Source organism: Stenotrophomonas sp. GL_101, from assembly GCF_057835675.1.
The window spans coordinates 4,028,414-4,052,950 of record NZ_CM174432.1 but is presented as its reverse complement, the minus strand read 5'-3'; the positions used below and the strand labels follow the sequence as shown (position 1 = coordinate 4,052,950).

Annotated in this window: 21 protein-coding genes; 16 read left to right on the top strand and 5 right to left on the bottom strand. The window is 66.8% G+C overall.

Going from position 1 to position 24,537, the window contains the following annotated elements; all coding sequences use genetic code 11:
- Nucleotides 1-30: 30 nt before the first annotated feature.
- The 4 genes from AC3IR9_RS17815 to AC3IR9_RS17800 all read right to left on the bottom strand — a co-directional run bounded on the left by AC3IR9_RS17815 (nt 31) and on the right by AC3IR9_RS17800 (nt 1,933).
- Complete coding sequence (locus AC3IR9_RS17815; RefSeq protein WP_489292393.1) at nt 31-459, bottom strand: low affinity iron permease family protein; 429 nt, start codon at nt 457-459, stop codon at nt 31-33.
- 81 nt (nt 460-540) lie between these two features.
- On the bottom strand, nt 541-870 hold the full coding sequence (locus tag AC3IR9_RS17810) for a hypothetical protein (RefSeq protein WP_489292392.1): 330 nt from the start codon (nt 868-870) through the stop codon (nt 541-543).
- 62 nt (nt 871-932) lie between these two features.
- A complete protein-coding gene (locus AC3IR9_RS17805; RefSeq protein WP_489292391.1) occupies nt 933-1,226 on the bottom strand; it encodes a hypothetical protein in 294 nt (97 codons plus the stop codon).
- Between the two features lie 254 nt (nt 1,227-1,480).
- Complete coding sequence (locus AC3IR9_RS17800; RefSeq protein ID WP_489292389.1) at nt 1,481-1,933, bottom strand: nucleoside deaminase; 453 nt, start codon at nt 1,931-1,933, stop codon at nt 1,481-1,483.
- A 124-nt stretch (nt 1,934-2,057) separates the two neighbouring features.
- On the opposite strand from AC3IR9_RS17800, the gene ubiE reads away from it, so the two are divergent.
- The 7 genes from ubiE to AC3IR9_RS17765 all read left to right on the top strand — a co-directional run bounded on the left by ubiE (nt 2,058) and on the right by AC3IR9_RS17765 (nt 11,248).
- Nucleotides 2,058-2,819: a bifunctional demethylmenaquinone methyltransferase/2-methoxy-6-polyprenyl-1,4-benzoquinol methylase UbiE gene (ubiE, locus tag AC3IR9_RS17795; RefSeq protein ID WP_489292387.1), complete on the top strand. Its 762-nt coding sequence runs from the start codon at nt 2,058-2,060 to the stop codon at nt 2,817-2,819.
- Between the two features lie 68 nt (nt 2,820-2,887).
- Nucleotides 2,888-3,751: a GGDEF domain-containing protein gene (locus AC3IR9_RS17790; RefSeq protein WP_489292385.1), complete on the top strand. Its 864-nt coding sequence runs from the start codon at nt 2,888-2,890 to the stop codon at nt 3,749-3,751.
- Between the two features lie 83 nt (nt 3,752-3,834).
- Nucleotides 3,835-5,760, top strand: a complete 1,926-nt coding sequence (locus AC3IR9_RS17785) for a M1 family metallopeptidase (protein WP_489295889.1) — start codon at nt 3,835-3,837, stop codon at nt 5,758-5,760.
- Nucleotides 5,761-5,902: 142 nt separating this feature from the next.
- Nucleotides 5,903-7,137 (top strand): IS3 family transposase gene (locus AC3IR9_RS17780; protein WP_489291031.1). Its coding sequence is split into 2 segments (ribosomal slippage): nt 5,903-6,254 and nt 6,254-7,137, totalling 1,236 coding nucleotides; the frame shifts between segments, so codons are not numbered across the junction.
- 495 nt (nt 7,138-7,632) lie between these two features.
- Complete coding sequence (locus AC3IR9_RS17775; protein WP_489292384.1) at nt 7,633-8,364, top strand: hypothetical protein; 732 nt, start codon at nt 7,633-7,635, stop codon at nt 8,362-8,364.
- 2 nt (nt 8,365-8,366) lie between these two features.
- Complete coding sequence (locus AC3IR9_RS17770) at nt 8,367-8,984, top strand: HAD family hydrolase (RefSeq protein WP_489292383.1); 618 nt, start codon at nt 8,367-8,369, stop codon at nt 8,982-8,984.
- Nucleotides 8,985-9,268: 284 nt separating this feature from the next.
- Nucleotides 9,269-11,248, top strand: a complete 1,980-nt coding sequence (locus AC3IR9_RS17765; protein WP_489292382.1) for an LTA synthase family protein — start codon at nt 9,269-9,271, stop codon at nt 11,246-11,248.
- A gap of 598 nt (nt 11,249-11,846) precedes the next feature.
- Here AC3IR9_RS17765 and AC3IR9_RS17760 read toward each other — a convergent pair.
- A complete protein-coding gene (locus AC3IR9_RS17760; protein WP_489292381.1) occupies nt 11,847-12,785 on the bottom strand; it encodes a carbohydrate kinase family protein in 939 nt (312 codons plus the stop codon).
- A 273-nt stretch (nt 12,786-13,058) separates the two neighbouring features.
- Between AC3IR9_RS17760 and AC3IR9_RS17755 the strand changes: the two genes are divergently transcribed.
- From AC3IR9_RS17755 to AC3IR9_RS17715, 9 genes are all read left to right on the top strand, one after another.
- On the top strand, nt 13,059-14,105 hold the full coding sequence (locus tag AC3IR9_RS17755; protein ID WP_489292380.1) for a rod shape-determining protein: 1,047 nt from the start codon (nt 13,059-13,061) through the stop codon (nt 14,103-14,105).
- Between the two features lie 129 nt (nt 14,106-14,234).
- Entirely contained in the window at nt 14,235-15,242 is a 1,008-nt protein-coding gene (mreC, locus tag AC3IR9_RS17750) for a rod shape-determining protein MreC (RefSeq protein WP_489292378.1), read from the top strand.
- Complete coding sequence (gene mreD / locus AC3IR9_RS17745) at nt 15,239-15,724, top strand: rod shape-determining protein MreD (protein WP_489292376.1); 486 nt, start codon at nt 15,239-15,241, stop codon at nt 15,722-15,724. The genes mreC and mreD overlap by 4 nt, the downstream gene beginning before the upstream one ends.
- A gap of 1 nt (nt 15,725) precedes the next feature.
- A complete protein-coding gene (gene mrdA / locus AC3IR9_RS17740) occupies nt 15,726-17,789 on the top strand; it encodes a penicillin-binding protein 2 (RefSeq protein WP_489292375.1) in 2,064 nt (687 codons plus the stop codon).
- The gene (gene rodA / locus AC3IR9_RS17735) at nt 17,786-18,898 is read left to right on the top strand and encodes a rod shape-determining protein RodA (RefSeq protein WP_489292374.1); all 1,113 of its coding nucleotides are present in this window, start codon (nt 17,786-17,788) and stop codon (nt 18,896-18,898) included. Before mrdA ends, rodA (AC3IR9_RS17735) begins: the two co-directional genes overlap by 4 nt.
- Before the next feature lie 144 nt (nt 18,899-19,042).
- Entirely contained in the window at nt 19,043-20,149 is a 1,107-nt protein-coding gene (rodA, locus tag AC3IR9_RS17730) for a rod shape-determining protein RodA (RefSeq protein ID WP_489292373.1), read from the top strand.
- Nucleotides 20,150-20,760: 611 nt separating this feature from the next.
- Nucleotides 20,761-21,906, top strand: coding sequence for a lytic murein transglycosylase B (gene mltB, locus AC3IR9_RS17725; RefSeq protein ID WP_489292372.1), 1,146 nt, complete (start codon nt 20,761-20,763; stop codon nt 21,904-21,906).
- Nucleotides 21,903-23,120 (top strand): septal ring lytic transglycosylase RlpA family protein, encoded by a 1,218-nt coding sequence (locus AC3IR9_RS17720; protein WP_489292371.1) that lies wholly within the window; start codon nt 21,903-21,905, stop codon nt 23,118-23,120. The genes mltB and AC3IR9_RS17720 overlap by 4 nt, the downstream gene beginning before the upstream one ends.
- Nucleotides 23,121-23,222: 102 nt before the next feature.
- Nucleotides 23,223-24,431, top strand: a complete 1,209-nt coding sequence (locus AC3IR9_RS17715; protein ID WP_489292370.1) for a D-alanyl-D-alanine carboxypeptidase family protein — start codon at nt 23,223-23,225, stop codon at nt 24,429-24,431.
- Nucleotides 24,432-24,537: the final 106 nt, after the last annotated feature.

Here is a 24,537-nt window from a genome sequence, read left to right as displayed (position 1 = left end):
GGTCGATGGCCGGCAACCCCCGGCACCCGGTCAGTGCGATGGCGGTGACGTTTCCCGTCGGTCGCGGTGGCAGGCGCGGACCTTCTCCAGCGCATCGCCGGCCTCGCGGGCCATCTGTTCGTACTCGCGACGAATCTCTTCAAGCCGCGTTTCATCCAGCTCTTCCAGGTCCAACAATTCGTTGTTGGCCTCGGCGGTGGCGCGGATCAACTCGTCCAGTTTGATCTGCACGGCGGCCGCGTCCGCGTTCTGGCTGTGCTGGATCAGGAACACCATCAGGAAGGTGATGATGGTGGTGCCGGTGTTGATCACCAGCTGCCAGGTGTCGTTGAACTTGAACACGGGGCCGCTGACGCCCCACACCACCACGATCGCCAGCGCGGCCAGGAACGTCCACGGCGTGCCGGCGGCGTAGGACGCCTTCTTGGCGACCAGGTTGAATACACTTCGCATGTTCATGGGGCAGGGCAATCATGACCGGGGTGACCGGCATCATTGGCGGCCTGCCGTGTACGCGCCGTGCAGCGCGTGGCCATGCACTCAGACGTGCGCGACCAGCCGCGGGCGCGTGGCCTGGTCCTGGTGGCCGCTGAGGTACACATGTTCCCAGCACTGGTCGACGAAGCTGCGGGCCTGCGCTTCGCTCAGCCGCGGCATGATCTGCAGCGCATAGTGGGTCTGGAACATCTCATCACGCTGTTCGTCGCTGGCGCGCGGCTGGGTGATCAGCGAATCGCAGGCGAACTTGATCCACGGCACGTAGTGGCCGAACGAGCCGGACCCGAGCTGACCGTCGGCGTGTCGCTGGCGCCAGTAGGCGACTTCGGCGTCGACGTCGATCACGGCGGGGATGGAAATCTGGGAAGGCATGGTTGTATCGATATGCAAGGAGGGAGTCCAGCAAGAGTGCGTAATGCGCGGTGCAGGCGATGTCATGGCGATGTCGAGCCGGTGTGGCGAACAGCGCGGTGGACGTGCGGCCGGACCGTGTGCAGCAACTGCGCGTGGTCGACCACGCCCAGCCGTTCGGCCAGCGTGGCCAGCTGGTTGCAGACATCGATCCGGTGGTGCGGGTGGGCAAGCGTCAGTTCGTCCTGGATGGCCTGGTAGGCACTCCAGAACGGGGCGGCGTTGTGATGGGTGGCGTAGTGCACCTGCAGCTGCTCCCAGGCATCGATCATGGCGGGGCCAACAACAGCGGCAGTGCGGCGTCTTCGGGCATTCATGGCGTCTCCTCGACGATGCTGCCCCCTGTCGACCCACCATAGGCCCCTGTTGCCGCCGGATTGTTATCGCGGCGTGTTCAGTGGGTGGGGGTGTAGTGCGTGCCGCGTCACAACATGCGCCGGAGACGTAGCAGGCGCAGCGTGTTCAACATCCTGTCTGCAACTGAAGCGTTCACAACGCCGCATGCGGCAGGCATGCCATCGATGACCGATGGCGTGCCATGGCGCAACATTGCGCCCGGTATCGGCATGGCTTACTCGCCGATGTCTTCGTTCCACACCTCGGGGTGGGCCGAAATGAAGCCGCCCAGCAGGTCGATGCATTCCTGGCTCTGCATGTCGATCACGTTCACCCCGTTCTCGCGCAGCCACGCGATGCCGCCCTGGAAGGTGACCGATTCGCCCACCACCACGGTGCCGATGTTGAACTGGCGCACCAGCCCGCTGCAGTACCAGCACGGGGCCAGTGTGGTGACCATGATGGTGTCCTGGTAACGGCGCTGGCGGCCGGCCTTGCGGAACGCATCGGTCTCGCCGTGCACCGACGGGTCGCCTTCCTGCACGCGGCGGTTGTGGCCACAGCCGAGCAGGCGACCGTCGTTGTGGTACAGCGCCGCGCCGATCGGGATGCCGCCCTCGGCCAGGCCCTGGCGGGCTTCGGCGATGGCGGTTTCAAGCAGGGCGGCGTAGTCGGGGGTGGTGATCATGGGCATTCCGTGGACGTCTGGACGGCCATGATAGTGGCCCCGCCGCCCGTAGGCGGGCATCCCTGCGGCGCCCGGTCGCACTGGCGAGGTGCCGCTGCGGTCCTGGCGGTGCGATAATCGGCCCATGAGCGAATCCCCCTACAAGAGCGGCACCACCCATTTCGGCTTCCGCGATGTCGCTGCCTCGGACAAGCAGAAGCTGGTGGGCGAAGTGTTCACCTCGGTCGCGCGCAGCTACGACCTGATGAACGACCTGATGAGCCTGGGCATCCACCGGGTGTGGAAGCGCTATTACGTGGCCACCGCGCAGGTGAAGCCGGGCGACCGCGTGCTCGACCTGGCCGGCGGCACCGGCGATATCGCCGCGCTGATCAAGGAGCGGGTGGGCGAGGACGGCGACGTGGTGCTGGGCGACATCAACGCCGGCATGCTCTCGGTCGGCCGCGACCGGCTGATGAACCGCGGCCTGGTCAAGGGCCTGGAGTACGTCCAGTGCAACGCCGAGGCGCTGCCGTTCCCGGATGCCAGCTTCGACCTGGTCACCATTGCCTTCGGCCTGCGCAACGTCACCGACAAGGACGCCGGCCTGCGTGAGATGTACCGCGTGCTCAAGGTGGGCGGCCAGGCGCGCGTGCTGGAGTTTTCCGAAGTCACTGCAGATTGGTTCAAGCCGATCTACGACTTCCACTCGTTCAAGATCCTGCCCAAGCTGGGCCAGCTGTTCGCGCGCGACGGCGACAGCTACCAGTACCTGGCCGAGAGCATCCGCAAGCACCCGCCGCAGGAACAGCTCAAGACCATGATGGGCGAGGCGGGCTTCGCGCGCTGCCATTACAAGAACCTGACTGGCGGCATCGTCTCGATTCACTCCGGCTATAAGGTTTGAGACCCAGTTCCGGTTCCGCCTGAGCCCGCTCGGCGACACTGCGGGCAGGCTGTCACGGAGGGCTTGCCATGCGTCTGTACCGCAGGCTGGCACGGGTATTTCCGCGTTCGTTCAGTGCCCGGCTGATGACGGTGGTGTTCGTCGGCGTGCATGTGCCGCTGCTGGTGCTGCTGGTGTGGATGGCCCTCAGCGGCCACTACCAGCGCGAAACGATGTGGACGGTGGTCGCGGTGGTGCTTGGCGCCACCCTGGTCGGCACGGGCATGGCAATGCTGGCGCTGTACCGGCTGATGGCACCGCTGCGGCAGGCCGCCGATGCGCTGGAGGCGTACTACGACGAACAGCGCCTGCCGCACCTGCCCGACCTGGGCCATGACGAGATCGGCCGGCTGCTGCGCAGCATCAACCGCAACCTGCATGGGGTCGACGCCGGCCTGCGCGACCTGCGCCGCAGCGTGTTGCTGGATCCGCTCACCCAGGCACTGAACCGACGCGGCTGCGAACAGGCGCTGGCCGATTCGGCAAGCCGGTCGCAGGAACGGCAGCAGCCCTTGAGCCTGTTCGTGGTGGACCTGGACAACCTCAAGCCGATCAACGACGCGCACGGCCATCTGGTTGGCGACCAGGTGCTGGTGCGGCTGGTGGAGTCGGCGCGGCAATGGCTGCTGCCCGGCGACTGGATCGGTCGCTGGGGCGGTGACGAGTTCGTGCTGGCCGTGCATGCCCACCACGAGGTGGCCTGCGCACGCCTGCGGCGCTGGCTGGTGGCGATGGATGCCGTCGAAGGCGGCGAGATCCCGCTCAAGGCCAGTGCCGGCGGCGCGGCCTATCGCGCCGGTGAAGACCTGCGTGAGGTTTACCGTCGCGCGGACACGGCGATGTACCGGGCCAAGGTCGCCGGTGGGGCGCGGTTGCTGTGCGACGGCGACTGAATAGGCCAAATGCTGCAGTGCCACGGCAGCCGGCGGGGGCTGGGGGTAAACTGGTGGTTTCACCCTGATCGGTCCCGATGTCCATGCGATCTCCGTTCCTGTTGATTCCCCTTGCCGTGGCGCTGGCTGCTGGCTGTTCCAAAGAACCGGCGGCCCCGACCGCCGCGCCCACCGCTTCCGCCCCGGCGAGCACTGCCATGAAAGCCGACAGCCGCACCCACGACGAAAGCTCCTACGCCGAGCCGGACAAGGTGGTGGTCAAGGACCTGGCGCTGGACCTGAAGCTGGACTTCGACGCCCGGCAGATCGGTGGCACCGCCACCTACACCCTGGAGTGGAAGGACAAGGCCGCCAGGCAGCTGGTGCTGGACACCCGCGAACTGAGCGTGCAGAAGGTCGAGGCGATCGACGCCGACGGCAAGGCCTCGCCGCTGCAGTTCGTGCTGGCCCCGGCCGACAAGGTGTTCGGCAGCAAGCTGAGCATCGAAGCACCGCAACAGCCGGGCAAGGTGCAGATCACCTATCACACCGCCCCGACCGCCTCGGGCCTGCAGTGGCTGGAGCCGTCGATGACCGAGGGCAAGAAGCTGCCCTTCATGTTCAGCCAGTCGCAGGCCATCCACGCCCGTTCCTGGGTGCCGCTGCAGGACACCCCGAGCGTGCGCTTCACCTACAGCGCGCACGTGCTTTCGCGCCCGGACGTGATGGTGCTGATGAGCGCCGACAACGATCCCAAGGCCGCGCGTGATGGTGACTACACCTTCAAGATGCCGCAGCCGATTCCGTCCTACCTGCTGGCCATTGCCGCCGGCGACCTGGTGTTCGAGCCGATCTCCGGCCGTTCCGGCGTCTGGGCCGAACCGACCATGGTCGGCAAGGCCGCCAAGGAGTTCGAAGACACCGAGAAGATGATCGGTGCCGCCGAAAAGCTGTACGGCGAGTACCGCTGGGGCCGCTACGACATGCTGGTGCTGCCGCCGTCGTTCCCGTTCGGCGGCATGGAGAACCCGCGCCTGACCTTCGCCACCCCGACGGTGATCGTCGGCGACAAATCGCTGGTCTCGCTGGTTGCCCATGAGCTGGCGCACAGCTGGTCGGGCAACCTGGTGACCAACGCCAGCTGGAAGGACATCTGGCTCAACGAAGGGTTCACCACCTACGTGCAGGGCCGCATCACCGAGGCGCTGTACGGCCAGGAGATGGCCGAGATGGAGCGCGAGATCGACCAGAACGACCTGCTGGCCGAGGTCAAGGAGATGAGCCCGGCCGACCAGGCGCTGGCGCTGCCGCCGCTGACCGAACGTGACCCGGACGAGGCGCTGAGCAATGTGGCCTACGTCAAGGGCTCGTGGTTCCTGCAGTTCCTGGAGCAGCGTTTCGGCCGCGAAACCTTCGACCCGTTCCTGCGGGGCTGGTTCGACGACCACGCGTTCCAGAGCGCCAACACCGACCAGTTCGTGGCGTACCTGAAGAAGAACCTGTTGTCCAAGAAGCCCGGCGCGGTCACCGACGCCGAGCTGAAGGCATGGCTGGACGAGCCGGGCATCCCGGTATTTGCGACCAAGGCCCGTTCGCGCAACTTCTCCATCGTCGATACCGCGCGGATCGCCTGGCAGGGCAGCGACAAGCTGCCCAATGCGCAGATCACCAGCGAGTGGGGCACCCAGGAGTGGGTGCACTTCATCGATGGCCTGGGCAAGACCCTGCCGGTGGAAAAGCTGGCCGCGCTGGACAAGGCCTACCATTTCACCGGTACCGCCAACGGCGAAATCGCGATGCGCTGGTACCCGCTGGCGATCCGCAGTGGGTATGCCGAGGCGAATGAAGCAGCCGGTGCGTTCATCGAGCGCGTGGGCCGTCGCAAGCTGATCCTGCCGATCTACGCCGAACTGGTGAAGACCCCCGACGGCCTGGCCTTCGCCAAGGCCGCCTTCGAGAAGGCCAAGCCGGGCTACCACCCGATCACCACCGGCTCGGTGCAGGACATGCTGGACAAGGCAAGCAAGTAACCGCAGGCGCTGGCCGGTAACCCCGGCCAACCGCCACGCGCCACGCAATGCCTGAAAACGGCGGGGAAACCCGCCGTTTTTTTTTGGTTTGACCCGTCCTGAATTGAGTTGACACCTTTTCCCACAGGAAGAGGAATGTTCAATGAATTCAACAATCAGGCGCAGCCAGCGGGATTACTCGCTGGCCTTCAAGTTGTCGGTGGTGGACCAGGTCGAGCGTGGGGAGCTGACCTACAAGCAGGCCCAGGAGCGCTACGGAATCCAAGGACGGAGCACCGTGCTGTCGTGGCTTCGGCGACATGGTCGGCAAGACTGGTCAGGTGGGGCATCATCTGCCCCCATGACCACAGCTCCCAAGTCCGGAACGGCCAAGCCGCTGACACCGGAACAACAGATCAAAGTCCTGCAGGTTCAGCTGCGGGAGGCGACCGAGAAGGCGCAGCTTTTCGAGGCCATCGTGGATGTGCTCAAGGAAGACTACGGGGTGCGCATCGTAAAAAAGCCTTCCGGCAAGTCCTCACGCAAAGGCGCCTCCAAGGCGTAAGCGTGGCAAGGGCTTGCCGGCATTTTGGTATCAGTCGCCAAGCGTACTATCAGGCAGGCCATCGTCAGCAGCGGCAATTGGCCGACGGTGCTCGGGCGCTCGCGCTGGTAGGTGGCTATCGAGCGCGCCAGCCGCGCATCGGCACGCGCAAGCTGCATCATCTGATTGGACCGACGCTTCAAGCATCGGGAGTGGCAATGGGGCGCGACCGTCTGTTTGGCGTCCTTCGTGATGCCCGGCTGCTGGTCCCCATGCGGCGGGCGTACCACAAGACGACCGACAGCCATCACCGCTTCCGGCGGCACCCCAATCTTCTCAAGCCCGGCGAAGGGCGCGTGGTACCGACCGGCAGTGAGCAGGTCTGGGTAGCCGACATTACCTACCTGCCCACGCAGGGGAAATTTGTATACCTGAGCCTGATTACCGATGTGTGGTCGCGCAGGATCGTGGGCTGGAGCGTGCACGACACCCTGCAGACCGAACAGGTCGCCCAAGCACTGCAGATGGCGCTGAAGGAACGAAAAACGCGGCAGCAGCTGATCCATCACTCCGACCGGGGTATCCAGTACTGCTCGGACTACTACCAGAAGATCCACGCCAGGCATGGGGTGACCTGCTCGATGACCGATGGCTACGACTGCTACCAGAATGCGCTGGCCGAACGGGTCAATGGAATTTTGAAGGGCGAGTTCCTGCTGCACCGGCCTCGGGACCTGCTGCAGGCACGCCAGATGGTCGCCGAGTCGGTGGGGATCTATAACGCCGAGCGGCCGCACCTGTCGCTTAAAATGCAAACGCCCGATGCGGTGCATCGGGCGTCTCTGGCCGCCTGACGGCGGCCAGATCATCCGCCACAGGTGTCAACCTATGGCAGGACGGGTCAGTTGTTCTTCCCTTTTAGGTGGAAGGTTCACTTCAACGGGCGACAACAGCGAGCGGGTACCTCTTCGCTGGGCTCCAACGCGAGCGTCCGGGGCCCCTTGGCGGCCGGCAGACCCTTGTGCAAATGTCCCCCGGCCGACGCCTGCGGCGACGACCTCCTCCTTTATTTTGCCAAGGATCTGCCGGCCGCCAAGGGGCTCGGCTTGCGGTGCGCGTAGGTCACTACCGGTTCCCCTGGGTAGGTCACCATCATGGGTGGTGACGGAGATTCGGCGCCGACACCGCTGGGTAGGTCACCACCGTTGGTGGTGACGCTGATCAGCCACAACGCTCGGGCACGCCCGGACAGGGGGCATCCTGATCGCCTGCACGCGACGCTGCCGCGCCTGCCCGCTAAAGTACGTGGGTGATGCCTGCGGGTGTCCTCGCCACTTACGGAGCCTCTGATGAAACGACTGATCCTCGCCGCCGCCTGTGCCTTCGCGCTGGCCGCCTGCAGCAATCCCGAGGAAGAGCGCAAGGCGCAGGAAGCGGCCGCTGCCGCCGCCAAGGCACGGCAGGAAGAAAAGGCCGAGGGCGTGGCCAAGCAGTACGACATGGCCGTGGCCGCGCAGGATTGGGAGCGCGCGCGCATCCATGGCGGCTCGCTGCTGGACCAGTACAAGGACACCGACGTCGCCGCGCGCATCGCGCCGGGCTATGCCGAGGTCAAGACCAAGGCCGATGCGTCGCGTGAACTGCGCCGCATGCAGGCGCTGTGGCAGTACAACCAGATTCCCGTAGGCAGCAAGGGCACCCAGGTGTCCGCGCAGATCTACAGCAAGGAGCGCGTGGACGTCGACGGCAGTGGCGCCAAACCGGTGCAGCTGGTGTTCCGCGACCATCCCGAGTGGAAGCGGCACGCCTACCTGGTGCTGCAGGCAGGCGATTTCCGCTGCCCGCAGTGCAAGGTGCAGGTCAGCGTGGACGGCGGCAAACCGATCGCGATGGCGGCCTGGCGGCCCAAGACCGACGAGGCGATCGCGATGTTCATCACCGACCAGAAGGCGCTGTGGACGCTGGCGCGCAAGGCCAGCACGATCAGCATCGAATTCCCGGTCAAGGCCGGCGGGACCCGCACGGCGGTGTTCGAGACCGGCGGCGTGGACACCCAGCGCATGCCCAAGTGGTGGGAGTGACGGTGGCCGGCGCACCGGCGGCTGCCTTGCCGCTGTCGGCGATCCGGCACTGGGTGTTCGACATGGATGGCACCCTGACCGTGGCGGCGCATGATTTCGAGCGGATCAAGCGCGAACTGGCGATCCCGGTACACGATGACATCCTCACCCACCTGGCTGGGTTGCCCGCGGTAGAGGCCACCGCCAAGCACGCCTGGCTGCTGGCGCACGAGCGCGAGCTGGCCACGGCCTCCCAGCCTGCGGCGGGCGCGCTGGCGCTGGTGCGCGCGCTGCAGGGCGCTGGCTGCCGGCTGGGCATCCTGACCCGTAACGTGCGCGGCCTGGCGCAGGTCACCCTGCAGGCCATCGGGCTGGGCGAGGTGTTTGCCGAAGCGGACATCATCGGCCGCGACGACGCCGACCCGAAGCCATCCCCCGCCGGGCTGCAGTACTTCGTGCGGCGCTGGCAGGTGGACCCGGCGCAGGTAGTGATGGTGGGCGACTACCGCTTCGATCTGGAATGCGGCCGTGCCGCCGGCACCCGCACGCTGCTGGTCAATGCCCCGGACAACCCGTGGCCGGGGATGGCCTGTTGGCACCTGGCCGATTGCGGGGCGGTGCTGGAGCACTGGCGACGCTAGCGTGGCGTGGCGTGGCGCGGCCGGGCAGGCACGGTGGGGTCAACGTCGGCGGTCATCGCAGTGTATTGTTCGTGACCGGCAGTCTGGACGGTAGTACCCGGATGCCCGGTTGGGGACCCGCAGCCGGTAGCGATCGCGGTCTGATCAAGGCGGTGGCAAGGGTTGCGCGCTGGTGGCGGGGTGTCCGCGGCGGCGGTGGCTGTGACGGGTAATACGTTGTTCGGTGCGACCTGCTGCCAGGGATTGGCGGTGGGTGTCTGTTTTCCCCTTTCTGGATTCCTTCCATGCTCCGAGCTGTATTGGTATCGCTGCACCGGCGTCTGTATCCGATTGCCGCCTTCTTCCTGTTTGGCCTGGTGGCCCTGTCGTTGTCCCGGCTTGGGCTGGCGCTGTGGCACGCCTCACGGGTCAGCGCGGCCGACGGCTGGGCCACGGTGTTCCTGCAGGGGCTGCGGGTGGACGTGGCGACCCTGTGCCTGCTGTACGGCATCCCTGCGGTGCTGGCGCTGCTGTTGCCGGTGGAGGGGCGGTTGGGCCGCGCCTGGCGGCACCTGTTGCGGTGGTGGCTGATCGTGACCAGCGTGCTGGTGGTGTTCATGGAGCTGGCCACCCCGAGTTTCATGGCCGAGTACGGGCTGCGCCCGAACCGTTTGTTCCTGGAATATCTGATCTATCCCGAAGAGGTCGGGATGACGCTGCTGCGGGGGCATCTGCTGGCCGTGGTGATCGAAGTGACTGCGGTGATCGTGCTGTTCTGGGCGCTGCTGCGCGGGTCGCGTCGCTGGGCAGGCAGCAGCCCGGTGGCCGTGAACGAGGCCGGCTGGCTGTGGCGGCTGCCGTTGGCGTTTGTGGTGCTGCTGGTGGCGGCCATGGGCGTGCGGTCCAGCCTGGGGCATCGGCCCTTGAATCCGGCGCTGGTGGCGTTTTCGACCGACCCGACCATCAACGCGTTGCCGCTGAATTCGCTGTTCTCCGTCGGCTACGCCGCGCGCCAATTGGCGACCCGCAGCGAAACCTCGCGCGTGTATGGCGACCTGCCGCTGGCCGAGGTGGTCGCCGAGCTGCGCGCCACCAGTGGCCTGCCGGCTTCGGCATATGTCTCCGAGGCGTTGCCCAGCCTGGCGCTGCGCCCGCCGCTGCATCAGGGCAAGCCGCGCAATCTGGTGATCGTGCTGGAAGAAAGCCTCGGCGCGCAGTTCATCGGCAGTCTCGGCGGGCGGCCGTTGTCGCCCAATTACGACCGCTTGAGCCAACAGGGGTGGGCGTTCGAGCGACTGTATGCGACCGGCACGCGCTCGGTGCGCGGGATCGAGGCGATCCTGACCGGCTTCCCGCCGACCCCGGCCGAATCGGTGGTCAAGCTGCCCCCCACCCGCCAGCGCTTTTTCACTTTGGCCGATGTACTGGGCCGGCATGGCTATGACACCGGCTTCTATTACGGTGGCGAAAGTCACTTCGACAACATGCGCGAGTTTTTCCTCGCCAATGGCTTCACCCGCATCGTGGATCGCAAGGACTACCGCAAGCCGGCGTTTGTCGGTTCCTGGGGGGTGTCCGATGAGGATCTGTTCGGCCGGGCCGACCAGCAGTTCCGCCAGCTGAAGGCGCAGGGCAAGCCGTTCTTCGGCCTGGTGTTCACCTCCAGCAATCATGATCCGTTCGAGTTTCCGGACGGCCGCATCGACCTGTACGAGCAGCCCAAACAGACCCGCGACAATGCCGCCAAGTACGCCGATTACGCGCTGGGCGAGTTCTTCCGCAAGGCAATGGCGTCACCGTACTGGGAGGACACCGTGTTCCTGGTGGTGGCCGACCATGATTCGCGCGTGTTTGGCAAAAACATGGTGCCCATCGGCAATTTCCATATTCCCGGCTTGATCCTCGGCGGCGGCATCCCGGCACGTCGGGACGCCCGCATCGTCAGTCAGATCGATCTGCCGCCGACGCTGTTGTCGCTGCTGGGCATCGCCGATCCCACGCCTCTGGTCGGGCAGGACCTGACCGACCCGGGACGGCTGCAGCCGGGGCGCGCGCTGATGCAGTACGACCGCAATCTGGCATGGATGGAGGGCAATGACGTGGCCATCCTGCAGCCGGACAAGCCCGCGCAGGGCTACCGTTACGATCCGGCCAGCGACCACCTGCAGCCGCAGCCGCTGCGACCGGAGCTGGCCCGGCGCGCCCATGCGCACGCCATGTGGGGCACCCTGGCCTACGAAAAAGAGCTGTACCGGTTGCCGGAGAAGCCCAAGCCCAAGCCCTGAGCAGGGCAGGGCGCCGGCGCATTGCCCGCTTCGAAGCGGCGGGCGTGGTGCGTCTTCGCTTGGGGGTAGCGCGAGCTTGCGGGGCCCCTTGGCGGCCGGCAGACCCTTGTGCAAATGTCCCCCGGCCGACGCCTGCGGCGACGACCTCCTCCTTTATTTTGCCAAGGTTCTGCCGGCCGCCAAGGGGCTCGGCTTGCGGTGCGCGTAGGTCACCGTTGCCCCCGCGTAGGTCACCACCGTTGGTGGTGACGCTCAAAAACATGGGATTGCCTATGCCATCCGCAAGCTGAGCGTCTTCGCGGCCGGCAGGTCCTTGGGCAAAATCAAGGAGGAGGCCGCCGCAGGCGGCCGGGGGACATTTGCACCAAGGGCCTGTCGGCCGCGAAGGCGCCCCAACGCGCGCGGCATTCTCGAACGAAACACCCGCCGCCGCTCAAGTAAGCAGCATTACCAGCAGACGGGCATTGCACCCGCCGCCGCGTGCATCCGCAGATGGCGTTCCAGCCTCTGGCGCCAACGGCGCGGGGATAAGCTGGAATGAAACTGGGGCCCGCGATTCGTCAAGGCGAATCGCGGACAGCGTCTGATCGCTATGCGATCAAACGTTCAACGCGTAACCGAACTGCTGCTTGAACTGCTCGTTGAACTCATCGAAGGTGAAGCGCTGGTTCTGGGTGCCTGGGTGCTCGACCTTCAGCGCGCCCATCAGGTTGCCCATGCGGCCGATGGTGAGCCAGTCGTAACCCTTTTCGATGCCGTAGATCAGGCCGGCGCGGAACGCGTCGCCGCAGCCGGTCGGATCGACCACGCGGCGCTCGTGCGCCGGCGGGATGTCATAGGTCTTTTCCGGGGTGTGGATGACCGCACCCTTCGGCCCGCGGGTGGTGATATAGGCCTTGACCCGGCTCACGATCGCTTTCTCGTCCCAGCCGGTGCGCTCCTGCAGCAGGTTGGATTCGTAGTCGTTGACGACCACGTAGTCGGCCTGCTCGATGAAGGTGCGCAGCTCCGGGCCGTTGAACAGCGGCATGGCCTGGCCCGGGTCGAAGATGAACGGAACGCCGGCTTCAAAGAATTCCTGCGAGTTCTGGATCATGCCTTCGCGCCCGTCTGGGCCGACCAGGCCCAGGGTCACGCCCGGCACGTCCTTCACGTGGTTCTCGTAGGACCGCATCATCGCGCCCGGGTGGAAGGCGGTGATCTGGTTGTTGTCGTGGTCGGTGGTGATGAAGGCCTGTGGCGTGAACAGCTCGTCGATCACCTTGACCCGGCTCAGGTCGATGCCCAGGCCCTGGAAGTACTCGCGGTACGGGCCGAAATCGGTGCCCACCGTACCCATCGGGATCGGCTCGCCGCCCAGCAGGTGCAGGTTGTAGGCGATGTTGCCGGCGCAACCGCCGAATTCACGACGCATGCGCGGCACCAGGAACGACACATTCAGGATGTGCACCTTGTCCGGCAGGATGTGATTCTTGAACTGGTCCGGAAACACCATGATGGTGTCGAAGGCAAGAGAACCACAGATCAAAGCGGACATCGATTAAGCCTATGCGGAAAGGAGTTTGAGGCCCGTCGGGCGGGCAACGAAACGGCGCCCTGGGGCGCCCTGCGGTGCAAAGGTTAACGGGTGCGGCGCCGCAGGGCCAGAACCGGGTCGTCCAGATCCGCCTGAATGGCCGGGAAGGCTGGCTTTCGACCAGATTTGTCCTTGCTCGCGCACAGGGGGATTGCTAGGCTTGTCGGTCTAGAATTCTGCCCATTTTTTCGCCATCCCGCGTTGGGCGCGACACCCCTCAGGATCAACACCCAGATGTTCAAGAAATTGCGCGGCATGTTCTCCAATGACCTGTCCATCGACCTGGGCACGGCCAACACCCTCATCTATGTGCGTGGGCAGGGAATTGTGCTGAACGAGCCGTCCGTGGTGGCCGTGCGCCAGGACCGCGCCATCGGTGGCACCCGTTCGGTGGCTGCCGTCGGCGCCGAGGCCAAGCAGATGCTGGGCCGTACCCCGGGCCATATCACCACCATCCGCCCGATGAAGGACGGCGTCATCGCCGACTTCACCTACACCGAGGCGATGCTCAAGCACTTCATCAAGAAGGTCCACAAGTCGCGCTTCCTGCGCCCGAGCCCGCGCGTGCTGGTCTGCGTGCCGGCCGGCTCGACCCAGGTCGAGCGCCGCGCCATCAAGGAATCGGCCGAGGAGGCCGGCGCGCGTGACGTGTTCCTGATCGAGGAACCGATGGCCGCGGCGATCGGCGCCGGCATGCCGGTGACCGAGGCACGTGGCTCGATGGTCATCGACATCGGCGGCGGCACCACCGAGGTGGCGGTGATCTCGCTGAACGGCATCGTCTATTCGGCCTCGGTCCGCATCGGTGGCGACCGCTTCGACGAGTCGATCACCAACTACGTGCGCCGCAACCACGGCATGCTGATCGGTGAAGCCACCGCCGAGCGGATCAAGGTCGAGCTGGGCTGCGCCTACCCGCAGGCACAGGTGATCGAGATGGAAATCTCCGGGCGCAACCTCGCCGAGGGCGTGCCGAAGATGATCAAGATCAACTCCAACGAGGTGCTCGAAGCCCTGCACGAGCCGCTGTCGGGCATCGTCAGCGCGGTCAAGCTGGCCTTGGAGCAGACCCCGCCGGAGCTGTGCGCCGACGTCGCCGAGCGCGGCATCGTGCTCACCGGTGGTGGCGCCCTGCTGCGTGACATGGACCGCCTGATCTCCGAGGAAACCGGCCTGCACGTGCAGGTGGCCGATGACCCGCTGACCTGCGTGGCCCGCGGCGGTGGTCGTGCATTGGAACTGGTGGACATGCACGGCAACGAGTTCTTTGCGCCGGAGTAAGCCGTACCGGCCCTGTGTCGTGGACGCGCCCCTGCGGCGTGATACCCGTTGCGTGCAAGCCACGCCGGGTATCGCAGCGCCGGGGCGTTGTTGCATCCTCTTTCCGCCTTTCTCCAGACGAAGCCTGTCGTGCCGCCTTACGCCGGTCCTCCCGTAGCCTCCCGCCAGGGCGATGCCGCCAGTCCACTGCGGCTGCTCGCATATCTGGCCCTGGCCATCACCTTGATCGTGCTCGACGACCAGGCCGGCTGGCTGTCGCGCCTGCGCGCGCAGGCCAACGTGCTGGTACAGCCGGTGTGGGCGCTGGCCGGCCTGCCGGGCCGGCTCGGCACCCAGGTCAAGGACAATGCCGCCAGCCATGGCCAGCTGGTCGATGAAAACCGCCTGCTGCGCAACCAGCTGCTGATCGCCAACGCCCGCCTGACCCGCCTGCAGACCGCCGCACTGGACAACGCCCAGCTGCGCGAACTGCTCAACGTGGCCGAACGCAGTGGGCTGGACGTGCAGCTGGCGCCGATCCTGGACATCGACCTGGATCCGGTCCGGCAGCGCCTGGTGCTGGCCGCCGGCAGCCGCGATGGCGTGCACATCGGCCAGGCGGTGATCGACGGCGGTGGCCTGATGGGCCAGGTGATCGCCACCACCGGCAGCAATGCCACCGTGCTGCTGCTGACCGACCCGGACCACGCGGTGCCGGTCACCGTGGCCCGCAACGGCGTGCGCCTGATCGTATACGGGCGTGGCGACACCTTGGAACTGCGCGACATCCCGCTCAGCGCGGGCGTGGAGGTAGGCGATGAGATCGTGACCTCCGGCCTGGGTGGGCGCTTCCCGGCCGGTTTCCCGGTGGGAAAAATCACCGCGCTGCGCCCGGACGACACCCACGCCTTCCTGGTCGGCGAGTTGAATCCGGCCGCGCAGCTGGATCGCGGTCGCGACGTATTGCTGCTGCGCCCGGGTGCGGCAATTACCTTGCCTGCGGCGCGGCAATTGCCTCAGCCAGGTTCGCCTGCGGCGAACCCGGCTGCCGGGGGGACATCCCCCCTTGACCCCGCGCCGTCGGCGGCCGGGGCCAGCGTAGTGCCGGGCTCTGCCCGGCAGCCCGAATCTCCGCCGCCGCAGGAGCCGACCCGATGAGCCGCCTGCGCGACAAAGCCTGGGTGCTGCCGGTCAGCGTGGTGCTGGCGCTGCTGCTGGGCCTGCTGCCCCTGCCGGCCCTGCTGCAGCCGCTGCGGCCGTACTGGCTGGCGCTGGTGCTGGCCTACTGGGTGATCGAAACCCCCGACCGGGTCGGTCTGGGCATCGCCTTTGCCAGCGGCGTGGTCGCCGACCTGTTGTATGGCGGGGTGCTGGGCGAACAGGCCCTGCGGCTGGTGATGCTCACCTTCATCCTGCAACGCTTCCGCGCGCGCATCCGGTTCTTCCCGATGTCCCAGCAGATGCTGGCGATCGGCGGGTTGCTGTTCAACGACCGCATCATCAGCGCGGTGGTGCACATCGTGGTGGGCGAGCCGACTCTGCCGTGGTCGTACTGGTGGGCGCCGCTGCTGGGCATGGGGCTGTGGCCGCTGGTGTTCGTGCTGCTCGATGCGGTGCGGTTCGGGCGTCGCGGGCGCTGACATGCAGATGCGCCGCCAGGCCAAGAACCCCCACGCCGAAGCGGAGCAGTTCCGGCGCCGCGCCGCGCTGGGCTTCCTCGGCGTGCTGGTGTGCCTGGTCGGGCTGGGCGGCTGGTACTTCAAGCTGCAGGTGCTGGACCACGACATCTACGCCACGCGCTCGGAAGCCAACCGCATCAAGCCGCGACCGGTAGTCCCCGGGCGCGGCATGATCTATGACCGCAATGGCCGGCTGCTTGCCGAGAACGTGCCCGCGTTCCGGCTGGACATCACCCCGGACAAGGTCAAGGACATGGACGCCACCCTGGCCGGGTTGGCCAACATCCTGGCGCTCAGCCCCGAGGACATCGAAACCTTCAACAAGTCGCGCAAGGCGCGCCGCAGCTTCCTGCCGGTCACCCTGAAGCTGCGCGTCACCGATGAGGAAATGGCGCGCTTCGCGGTCGACCGCTGGCGCTATCCCGGGGTGGAGTTGGAACCCTACCTGACCCGTCGCTATCCCTATGGCGACCTGTTCGCGCACATCATCGGCTACGTCGGCCGGGTCGATGACAAGGACCTGGAGATCCTTGGCGAGGGCAATGCCGCGCTGACCCACATCGGCAAGTCCGGGCTGGAGCGCTATTACGAGCAGCAGCTGCGCGGCAAGGTCGGCTATGAGCAGGTCGAGACCAACGTGCAGGGCCGTGCGATCCGCACTATCGGCCGGGTCGCGGCGCAGTCGGGCAGCGACCTGCGGCTGTCCATCGATGCCGACCTGCAGCGGGCGATGGTGGCCGCGTTCGGTGAGTTTGAAGGCGCGGCGGTGGCGATGGACCCGCGTACCGGCGAGGTCCTGGCCATGGTCAGCCTGCCGTCGTATGACCCCAATCTGTTCGTCAACGGCATTTCCCATGCCGATTTCAAGGCGCTCAACGACAACCCCTCGCGCCCGCAGTTCAACCGCCTGGTGCTGGGCGGCGTGGCCCCGGGCTCGACGATCAAGCCGTTGATCGGCCTGGCCGGGCTGGACAGCGGCACGCGCAGGCCGGAGGACAAGATCCTCTCCACCGGCATGTTCTACCTGCCGGGAACCTCGCGCGGCTGGGGCGATGCCAACCGCGGCGGACACGGCTGGACCGACCTGCGCAAGTCCATCACCCAGTCGGTCAACACGTACTACTACAAGCTGGCGCTGGACATGGGCATCGAGCGCTTCGACCACTACATGGGCTACTACGGCTTCGGCCAGCCCACCGGGATCGATCTCACCGGCGAAATCGGCGGCATCCTGCCGTCGCCGCAGAACAAGTACAAGGCGCGCAAGGAACGCTGGTATCCCGGCGACACCGTCAACATCAGCATCGGCCAGGGCGACTGGAAGGTCACCCCGTTGCAACTGGTGCACGGCATCGGCGGCATCGCCGACGGCCAGCTGCGCACGCCGCACCTGGTAATGCAGGAGCGGGCCGGTTTCGATGCGGACTGGGTGCCGGTGGCGGCGGGCGAGACCCGGCCGGTCAGCCCCAGCCCGGGCAACCTGCAGGCGGTGCGCGAAGGCATGATGGGGACCATGCGCCCCGGCGGCAGCGGCGCGCGGGCGGCGGCCGGTGCGCCGTATACGATCGCCGGCAAGACCGGTACCGCGCAGGTGATCAGCCGTCGCGGCACGGCCTCGGTGAATCCGCGCAGCCTGCCGATGCACCTGCGCCATCGTTCGCTGTTCGTCGGCTTCGCGCCGGCCGAAAACCCGGTGATCGTGCTGGCGATTGCGGTGGAGGGCGGTGGCTATGGCGGCTCGGCCGCCGCGCCGATCGCGCGCAAACTGTTCGATGCCTGGCTGCTGGGCAAGATGCCCGACGGGCTGGAGCCGCTGGACAGCGAGCGCGGCACGACGGCGATCGGCATCATCGGCGTGGACAGTGGCGATGCCGATGCGCGGGTGGCCGGCGATGCCGCGGCCGCCGTGCTGGAAACGCTGCCGGTGGTGGTGGGGGTGCCGCTGGCACCTGCACCGATACCGGCACCGGGCGCACCGCTGCCGGCTGCCACCGCACCGCCGGCCGCACCGGAGCGCAGCCGATGAAGGAGTTCCTGCGCTGGGCGACCGATATGGTCGTGCGCTTCTGCAGCACGCTGGACTGGGTGCTGTGCCTGGCCTTGGGCGCGCTGATGGTGATCGGCCTGGCGGTGCTCAAAAGCGCCGGTGGCGACGGCCTGGTGGTCGCGCAGGGCGCGCGCTTCGTGGTTGGGCTGGGCGCGATGTGGGTCATTTCACGAGTGTCGATCCTGCGTATCCGCTCGGCCACGCCGCTGATCTATGCGGTGTCGATGATTCCGCTGCTGGCAGTGTTCGTGCTGGGCACGGGCAAGTACGGGCGGCAATGGCTGGATCTGAAACTGTTCTACCTGCAGCCGGCCGAGTTGCTGAAAGTGAGCCTGCCGATGATGGTGGCCTGGTACCTGCACCGCATGCCGCTGCCGCCGCGTTTTTCCACGGTGATGGTCAGCGCGGTGATCATCGGCGTACCCACGGCGTTGGTGATGCTGCAGCCGGACTTTGGTACCGGTGTGCTGATCGCGGCCAGCGGGGCCTTCGTGCTGCTGCTGGCTGGCCTGCCGTGGTGGTGGGTGGGCGTGGCGGTCGGCGGGGTGGCGGCGGCGGCGCCGGTGGCGTGGTTCTGGCTGCTGCGGCCCTACCAGAAGGATCGGATCATGATGTTCCTGGACCCGGAGATGGATGCGCTGGGGGCCGGCTGGAACATCATCCAGTCAAAGATCGCGATCGGTTCGGGCGGGTTCGACGGCAAGGGCTGGGGGCAGGGCTCCCAGTCGCACCTGAACTTCATTCCGGAGCAGACCACGGACTTCGCGTTCTCGGTGCTCAGCGAGGAATTCGGCTGGATCGGCGTGGCGATCGTGCTGGCCTTGTACCTGGTGGTGATCGGGCGCTGCCTGTGGATTGCATCGCAGTCGCGCGATTCGTACTCGCGCCTGTTGGCTGGCGCCACGGGGCTGGCGTTCTTTGTCTATGTGCTGGTCAACGGCGGCATGATTTCCGGGGTGCTGCCGGTGGTGGGCGTGCCGATGCCGCTGATCAGTTACGGCGGTACCTCGGCGGTGTCGTTGCTCGCCGGCTTCGGGTTGGTGATGGCCGCGCGCCGTCATCAGCCGGTGCATGGCGGCTACGGTTGATGGGTAGCGACCCAGGGGCAACGCCGGGCCGGTAGGCGTCGGCTCAGGTGCGCGGCGGTGCTGCGTGTTACGGTCCTGCGCTTGCCCTCCGCCCCATCGTGTCGCCGTCTGCTGTGCGTCGCGTCATCCACAGGAGTCGTCCGCATGGTCGAACTACTGCAGCGCGTACGCGCCGTCCTGCGTTTTTTCCTGCACAGCCTGGACCTGCCACTGCTGGCCGCCCTGGCCACGCTGATGATGGCCAGCCTGGCCGTGCTGCACAGCGTGGACGGGCCGGTGCAGGCGCAGGCATGGCGGTATGGCGCCGGGCTGGGAGCGATGTGGGTGCTGTCGCGGCTGCCGGTGCGGCAGCTGCGGGCATGGTCGCCGTGGATCTACGCGGTGTCGCTGCTGCCGTTGATCGCGGTGTATGTGATCGGCACGGGCAAATACGGGCAGCGCTGGTTGAACCTGGGGGTGTTCTATCTGCAGCCTTCGGAACTGCTGAAACTCAGCCTGCCGATGATGATGGCCTGGTACCTGCACCGGCAGCCGCTACCGCCGCGCCCGCGCGTGGTGCTGGTGGCGGCGCTGCTGATCGGGATGCCGGCCGGATTGATCCTGATGCAACCCAACCTGGGGACCGCCACGCTGGTGACCGCCAGCGGCATGTTCGCGTTGCTGCTGGCCGGCCTGCAGTGGCGCTGGCTGGCGCTGGCGTCGGGGGCCGTGGCGGTGGCGGCGCCGTTGGCGTGGTTCGGTCTCCTGCGGCAATACCAGAAGGATCGGGTGCTGACCTTTCTATACCCGGAGAACGATCCGCTGGGCACGGGCTGGAACATCATCCAGTCGCGCATCGCGATCGGGTCCGGCGGCCTGCAGGGCAAAGGCTGGGGGCAGGGCACCCAGGCAGCGCTGGATTTCCTGCCCGAGTACACCACCGATTTCGCCTTCTCGGTGCTGGCCGAAGAGTTCGGCTGGATCGGCGTGGTCGCGGTGCTGGTGCTGTTCCTGTGCGTCATCGGCCGCTGCCTGTGGATCGCCGCGCAGTCGCACGACAGCTATGCGCGCCTGCTTGCAGGCACCACCGGGCTGGTGTTCTTCGTCTATGTGCTGGTCAACGGCGGCATGATTTCCGGGGTGCTGCCGGTGGTGGGCGTGCCGATGCCGCTGATCAGCTATGGCGGCACCTCGGCGGTGTCGTTGCTGGCCGGGTTCGGACTGGTGATGGCCGCACGCAACCATCAACGGGTGCACGGGGGCCATGGTTGACGCGTGCGATGCTGGCGACCACGTCAGTGCGCTGGCGCCATACGGCGAGAAGTTGCGGCGATTGCGTCAGCTCGCGTCATGTTTGGTGCAGGTAACGTCAACAAAGTGGCGGAAAAGTGGGATGGCGTCCACAGATATGACGCGACTTGATCCTGATCAATGGACATGTCGTAAACGGCCTGCACAATGGCGGCCCGTCAGCAGGTGCATCGAGCCAAGTGATGCGCATGGGGAGCTTGACGGGAGTAGTTGACCTTACTGGTACATGGGCGAGGCGTGCGCTGGGGAGTTAGCGCGCCGCGCTGGTACCGACCTGGTCGGTTTGGCCGGTTGCGTCCATGGGGATGGGGACGCAGCCGGCACGACCTTAGTGCGGCAGCGGCACAAAGCGCCGTGCCCGCGCAGTTCACTTGGGACCGGCGCCGTTGGCGCACCCTCATTGACAGAAAGCGGCCATGCACCCGACGGGTGGGTGGCAGCATGGCTGAATGGGGAGTGTGACCGCAGTCAATGTGGACGCGGTCTTAACGATTGTCCCGTGGTGTGGGCAAATCGTTGTGATTCATGGTCTTAGGGGTTTTAATTCATCCTTGACCTGCTAATCTGCCGCGATGATCCGACGCACCTTGGCCTGCATGCTTACGCTCGGTTTGGTCGCCTGCGCGACCCAGCCGCCTTCTCCGTCTCCATCGCCGCAGGCCTCGGGCGCACCGAACAAACCGGTAACCGGGCAAAAGGGCCCGGCCGAAGCCGCACCGGAGGCTACGGCCGCCACCGCCGCGCCGGTCGACCTGACCCCGGTTCCGTTCGAGGTGGCGCGTGCCACCTTCGTGCGTGATACGGCCAAGCGTTACGGCATTCCCGCGGCACAGATCGAGGCGGTGCTGGCCCAGGCGCAGATCCGCGACCCGATCATCGCCGCGATGTCGCGCCCGGCCGAGCGGGTCAAGCCGTGGAACGAGTACCGGCCGATGTTCATCAGCCAGGCGCGCATCGATGGCGGCAGGAAGTTCCTGGCCCAGCACCGCGACGAGCTGATGCGCGTGCAGCAGCGCACCGGTGTTCCGGCCGAAGTGATCGTGGCGATCATCGGCGTGGAAACCAGTTACGGCGGCAACACCGGCAGCTACCGCGTGCTCGATGCGCTGTACACGCTGGCCTTCAAGTACCCGCGCAGTGGCGATCCGGCCAAGCTCGAGCGCGAAGTGCGCCGCGAGTTGTTCTTCCGCGATGAACTGTCGCGCCTGTTCGCGCTCGCCCGCGACGAGAAGCTGGACATCACCGCGATCAAGGGCAGCTACGCCGGTGCGATGGGCATGGGCCAGTTCATGCCGTCCAGCTACCTCGACTTTGCCGTGGACGGTAATGGCGATGGTCGCCGCGACCTGTTCACCAGCTATGACGACGTGTTTTCTTCGATCGCCAACTACTTCGTCAAGAAGGGCGGCTGGGTGCGCGGCGGTCCGGTGGTGGTGCCCGCCACGCTGGCGGCCGGTCGCGACGAATTCAATCCCACCGAATGGGCCCCGACCTGGACCCTGTCCGAGTTGGCCCAGCGCGGCTACCAGCCAGGCGCTCCGGTGCCGGCCGGGCTGACCGCCACGCCGATCACGCTCGATGGCAGCGGCGGCAAGCAGTACTGGCTGGGCTTCCAGAATTACTACGCGATCACCCGTTACAACCTTTCCAAGATGTACGCGATGGCCGTGTACCAGTTGTCCCAGGCCATCGCCGGACAGGAGTTGCCGCCGGCATGAATGCACTCGCACGCTGCAGATGGCTGATCCCCGGGCTGTTGATCCTGGCGCTGGCCGCCTGCAGCAGTGCGCCCAAAAAGCCGGCCACCGCCGGCGCCAGCGGCAAGCCGGGTGGCACCCTGGTGCAGGGCAAGGGTGGGCGCCCGACGCAATGCCCGGAGGGCTCGCCGTACAAGGCCGCCGCCGAAGACCCGGCGACCCGCGGCAACTATCGCGCCGGTGGGCTGTACAAGCCGGGCGTCAACGACAGCACGCCGACCTATGTTCCCAATGTGGCCTGCATCCCCGAACCGGACGTGGTCGACCTGCCGCGCTCGCCGGTCGGCAACAAATCGCCCTACGTGGTGCTGGGCAAGCAGTACCAGGTGATGGACAAGACCGGCGGCTATGCCGAGAAGGGCACCGCCTCTTACTACGGCGCCAAGTTCCATGGCCGGCTGACCTCCAACCGCGAGGTGTATGACATGTACGCCTTCACCGCGGCGCACAAGACCCTGCCACTGCCGAGCTTTGCGCGGGTCACCAACCTGGACAACGGCGAATCGGTGATCGTGCGGGTCAACGACCGTGGCCCGTTCCATGATGGCCGGGTGGTCGACCTGAGCTATGCCGCCGCCGTGCGCCTGGGCATCACCCAGCGCGGCACCGGCAACGTGGAAGTGCGTGCGCTGAGCCCGGGCGACAGAACCCTGCTGGCCGACAAGCCCACCCGCCGCGAGCGCCGTGCCGCCACGGCGGCGGCCGCCGCGTCGCCGCGCGGCACCAGCGACATGGACACCCTGGTGGGCCGCCTGCCGCCTTCGGCGGTGGCCAGTACCGCGTCTTCGCCGTCCAGCGGGCGTCCGGCCGCTACCCAGGCGGCGCAGTTCAATGACGCGCCGGTCACCGTCAGCGCGCTGCCGGCGGCACCGCTGGCCACCACGCCGGTGGCCCGGCCAGCGCCTGCCTCGGTGGCCAGCGGCACCAGCCTGCCGCAGCAGGTCGGCAACGTACTGCTGCAGGTGGCCAGCTTTGCCAGCCGCGACAATGCCACCCGTGCGCTGGGCCAGTTGTCGTCGGCCGGCATCGTCGGTGCCAGCATCAGCGACATCGTCAGCGGTGGCCGCACCCTGTGGCGGCTGCGGGTGGCCGCTGCCGACCACGCCAGCGCCTCGGAACTTGCCGGCCGCATTACCGGTCTGGGGTTTGGCGCGCCGCAGATCGTGAAGGACTGACCTTCGTGGTTACCCGGGGCGCGCCGCGCCCCCGTTGCATGGGCCTACAATGGCCACACTCCCTCTTTCCCCCCTTGGCGTCCTCCAGGAGCTTGCTGTCCGATGAAATTCCGCTTTGCCGCTGCCGCCATGGCCACGACCCTGCTCGTGGGCGTGGTCTTCGCCCAGACCCCCCAGCCGACGCCGGTACCTGCGCCTGCCGCCGCCCCGATCACCGTCGCCACGCCGCCGGCACCCAAGCCGAGCGTGTCGAAGGCCTGGGTACTGATGGATTACGCCACCGGCCAGGTGCTGGCCGGCGAGAACGAGCATGCCCAGCTGGCCCCGGCCAGCATCACCAAGGTGATGACGTCCTATGTCGTTGCCGCGGAGGTCAAGAACGGCAAGGTCCGTCCCGATGACCAGGTGATGATGAGCGAGCGCGCCTGGCGCGAAGGCGGCGCGGGCACCGATGGCAGCTACAGCGGCTTCCCGGTCAACCAGACCGCGCGTCTGGAAGACATGGAAAAGGGCATGGCGATCCAGTCCGGCAACGATGCCGCCATTGCCCTGGCCGAGCACGTGGCCGGCAGCGAAGAAGCGTTCGCCTCGCTGATGAACAGCTACGCCGCCAAGATCGGCATGAAGGACTCGCACTTCGTCAATGCGCACGGCCTGACCGCGCCGGGCCACCACAGCACCGCCTTCGACCTGGCGCTGTTGGGCCGCGCGATGGTGCGCGACTACCCGGAAACCTATGCCTACAACAAGGTCAAGGAGTTCACGGTCGGCAGCATCAAGCAGCCCAACCGCAACCTGCTGCTGTGGCGCGATGGCAGCGTGGACGGCATCAAGACCGGCCACACCTCCGAAGCCGGCTACTGCCTGATGAGCTCGGCGCAGCGCGGCGACCAGCGCCTGATCGCGGTGGTGCTGGGTGGCAGCTCGGAAAAGCAGCGCGCCGATGACAGCCTGGCGCTGCTCAACTGGGGCTTCCGCTTCTTTGAAACCCACCGCATGTACGAGCCGGGCAAGGCCGTGGCCGAGCACAAGGTATGGAAGGGCAAGGCCGACAACGTGCAGCTGGGCGTAGCCCAGCCGATGCTGGTGAGCGTGCCGCGCGGCCGCTACAACGACCTCAAGCCGACCATCGACGTGCCCAAGACCCTGGAGGCCCCGTTCACCGCCGGCCAGCAGGTGGGCACGTTGAAGGTGACCCTGGATGGCAAGGTGGTCGCGCAGGCCCCGCTGGTGGCCGTGGCCGCGGTGGAAGAAGCCGGCTTCTTCAAGCGCCTGTGGGACAGCTTCTGGATGTGGTGGGAATCGGAGTAATCCCGGTTCGCTGATCCAGACAAAAAGACCGGCCAATGGCCGGTCTTTTTTGCGCCAACCGTAGAGCCGACCGTTGGTCGGCTGCCGCGCACCGCGCGGCGAATGC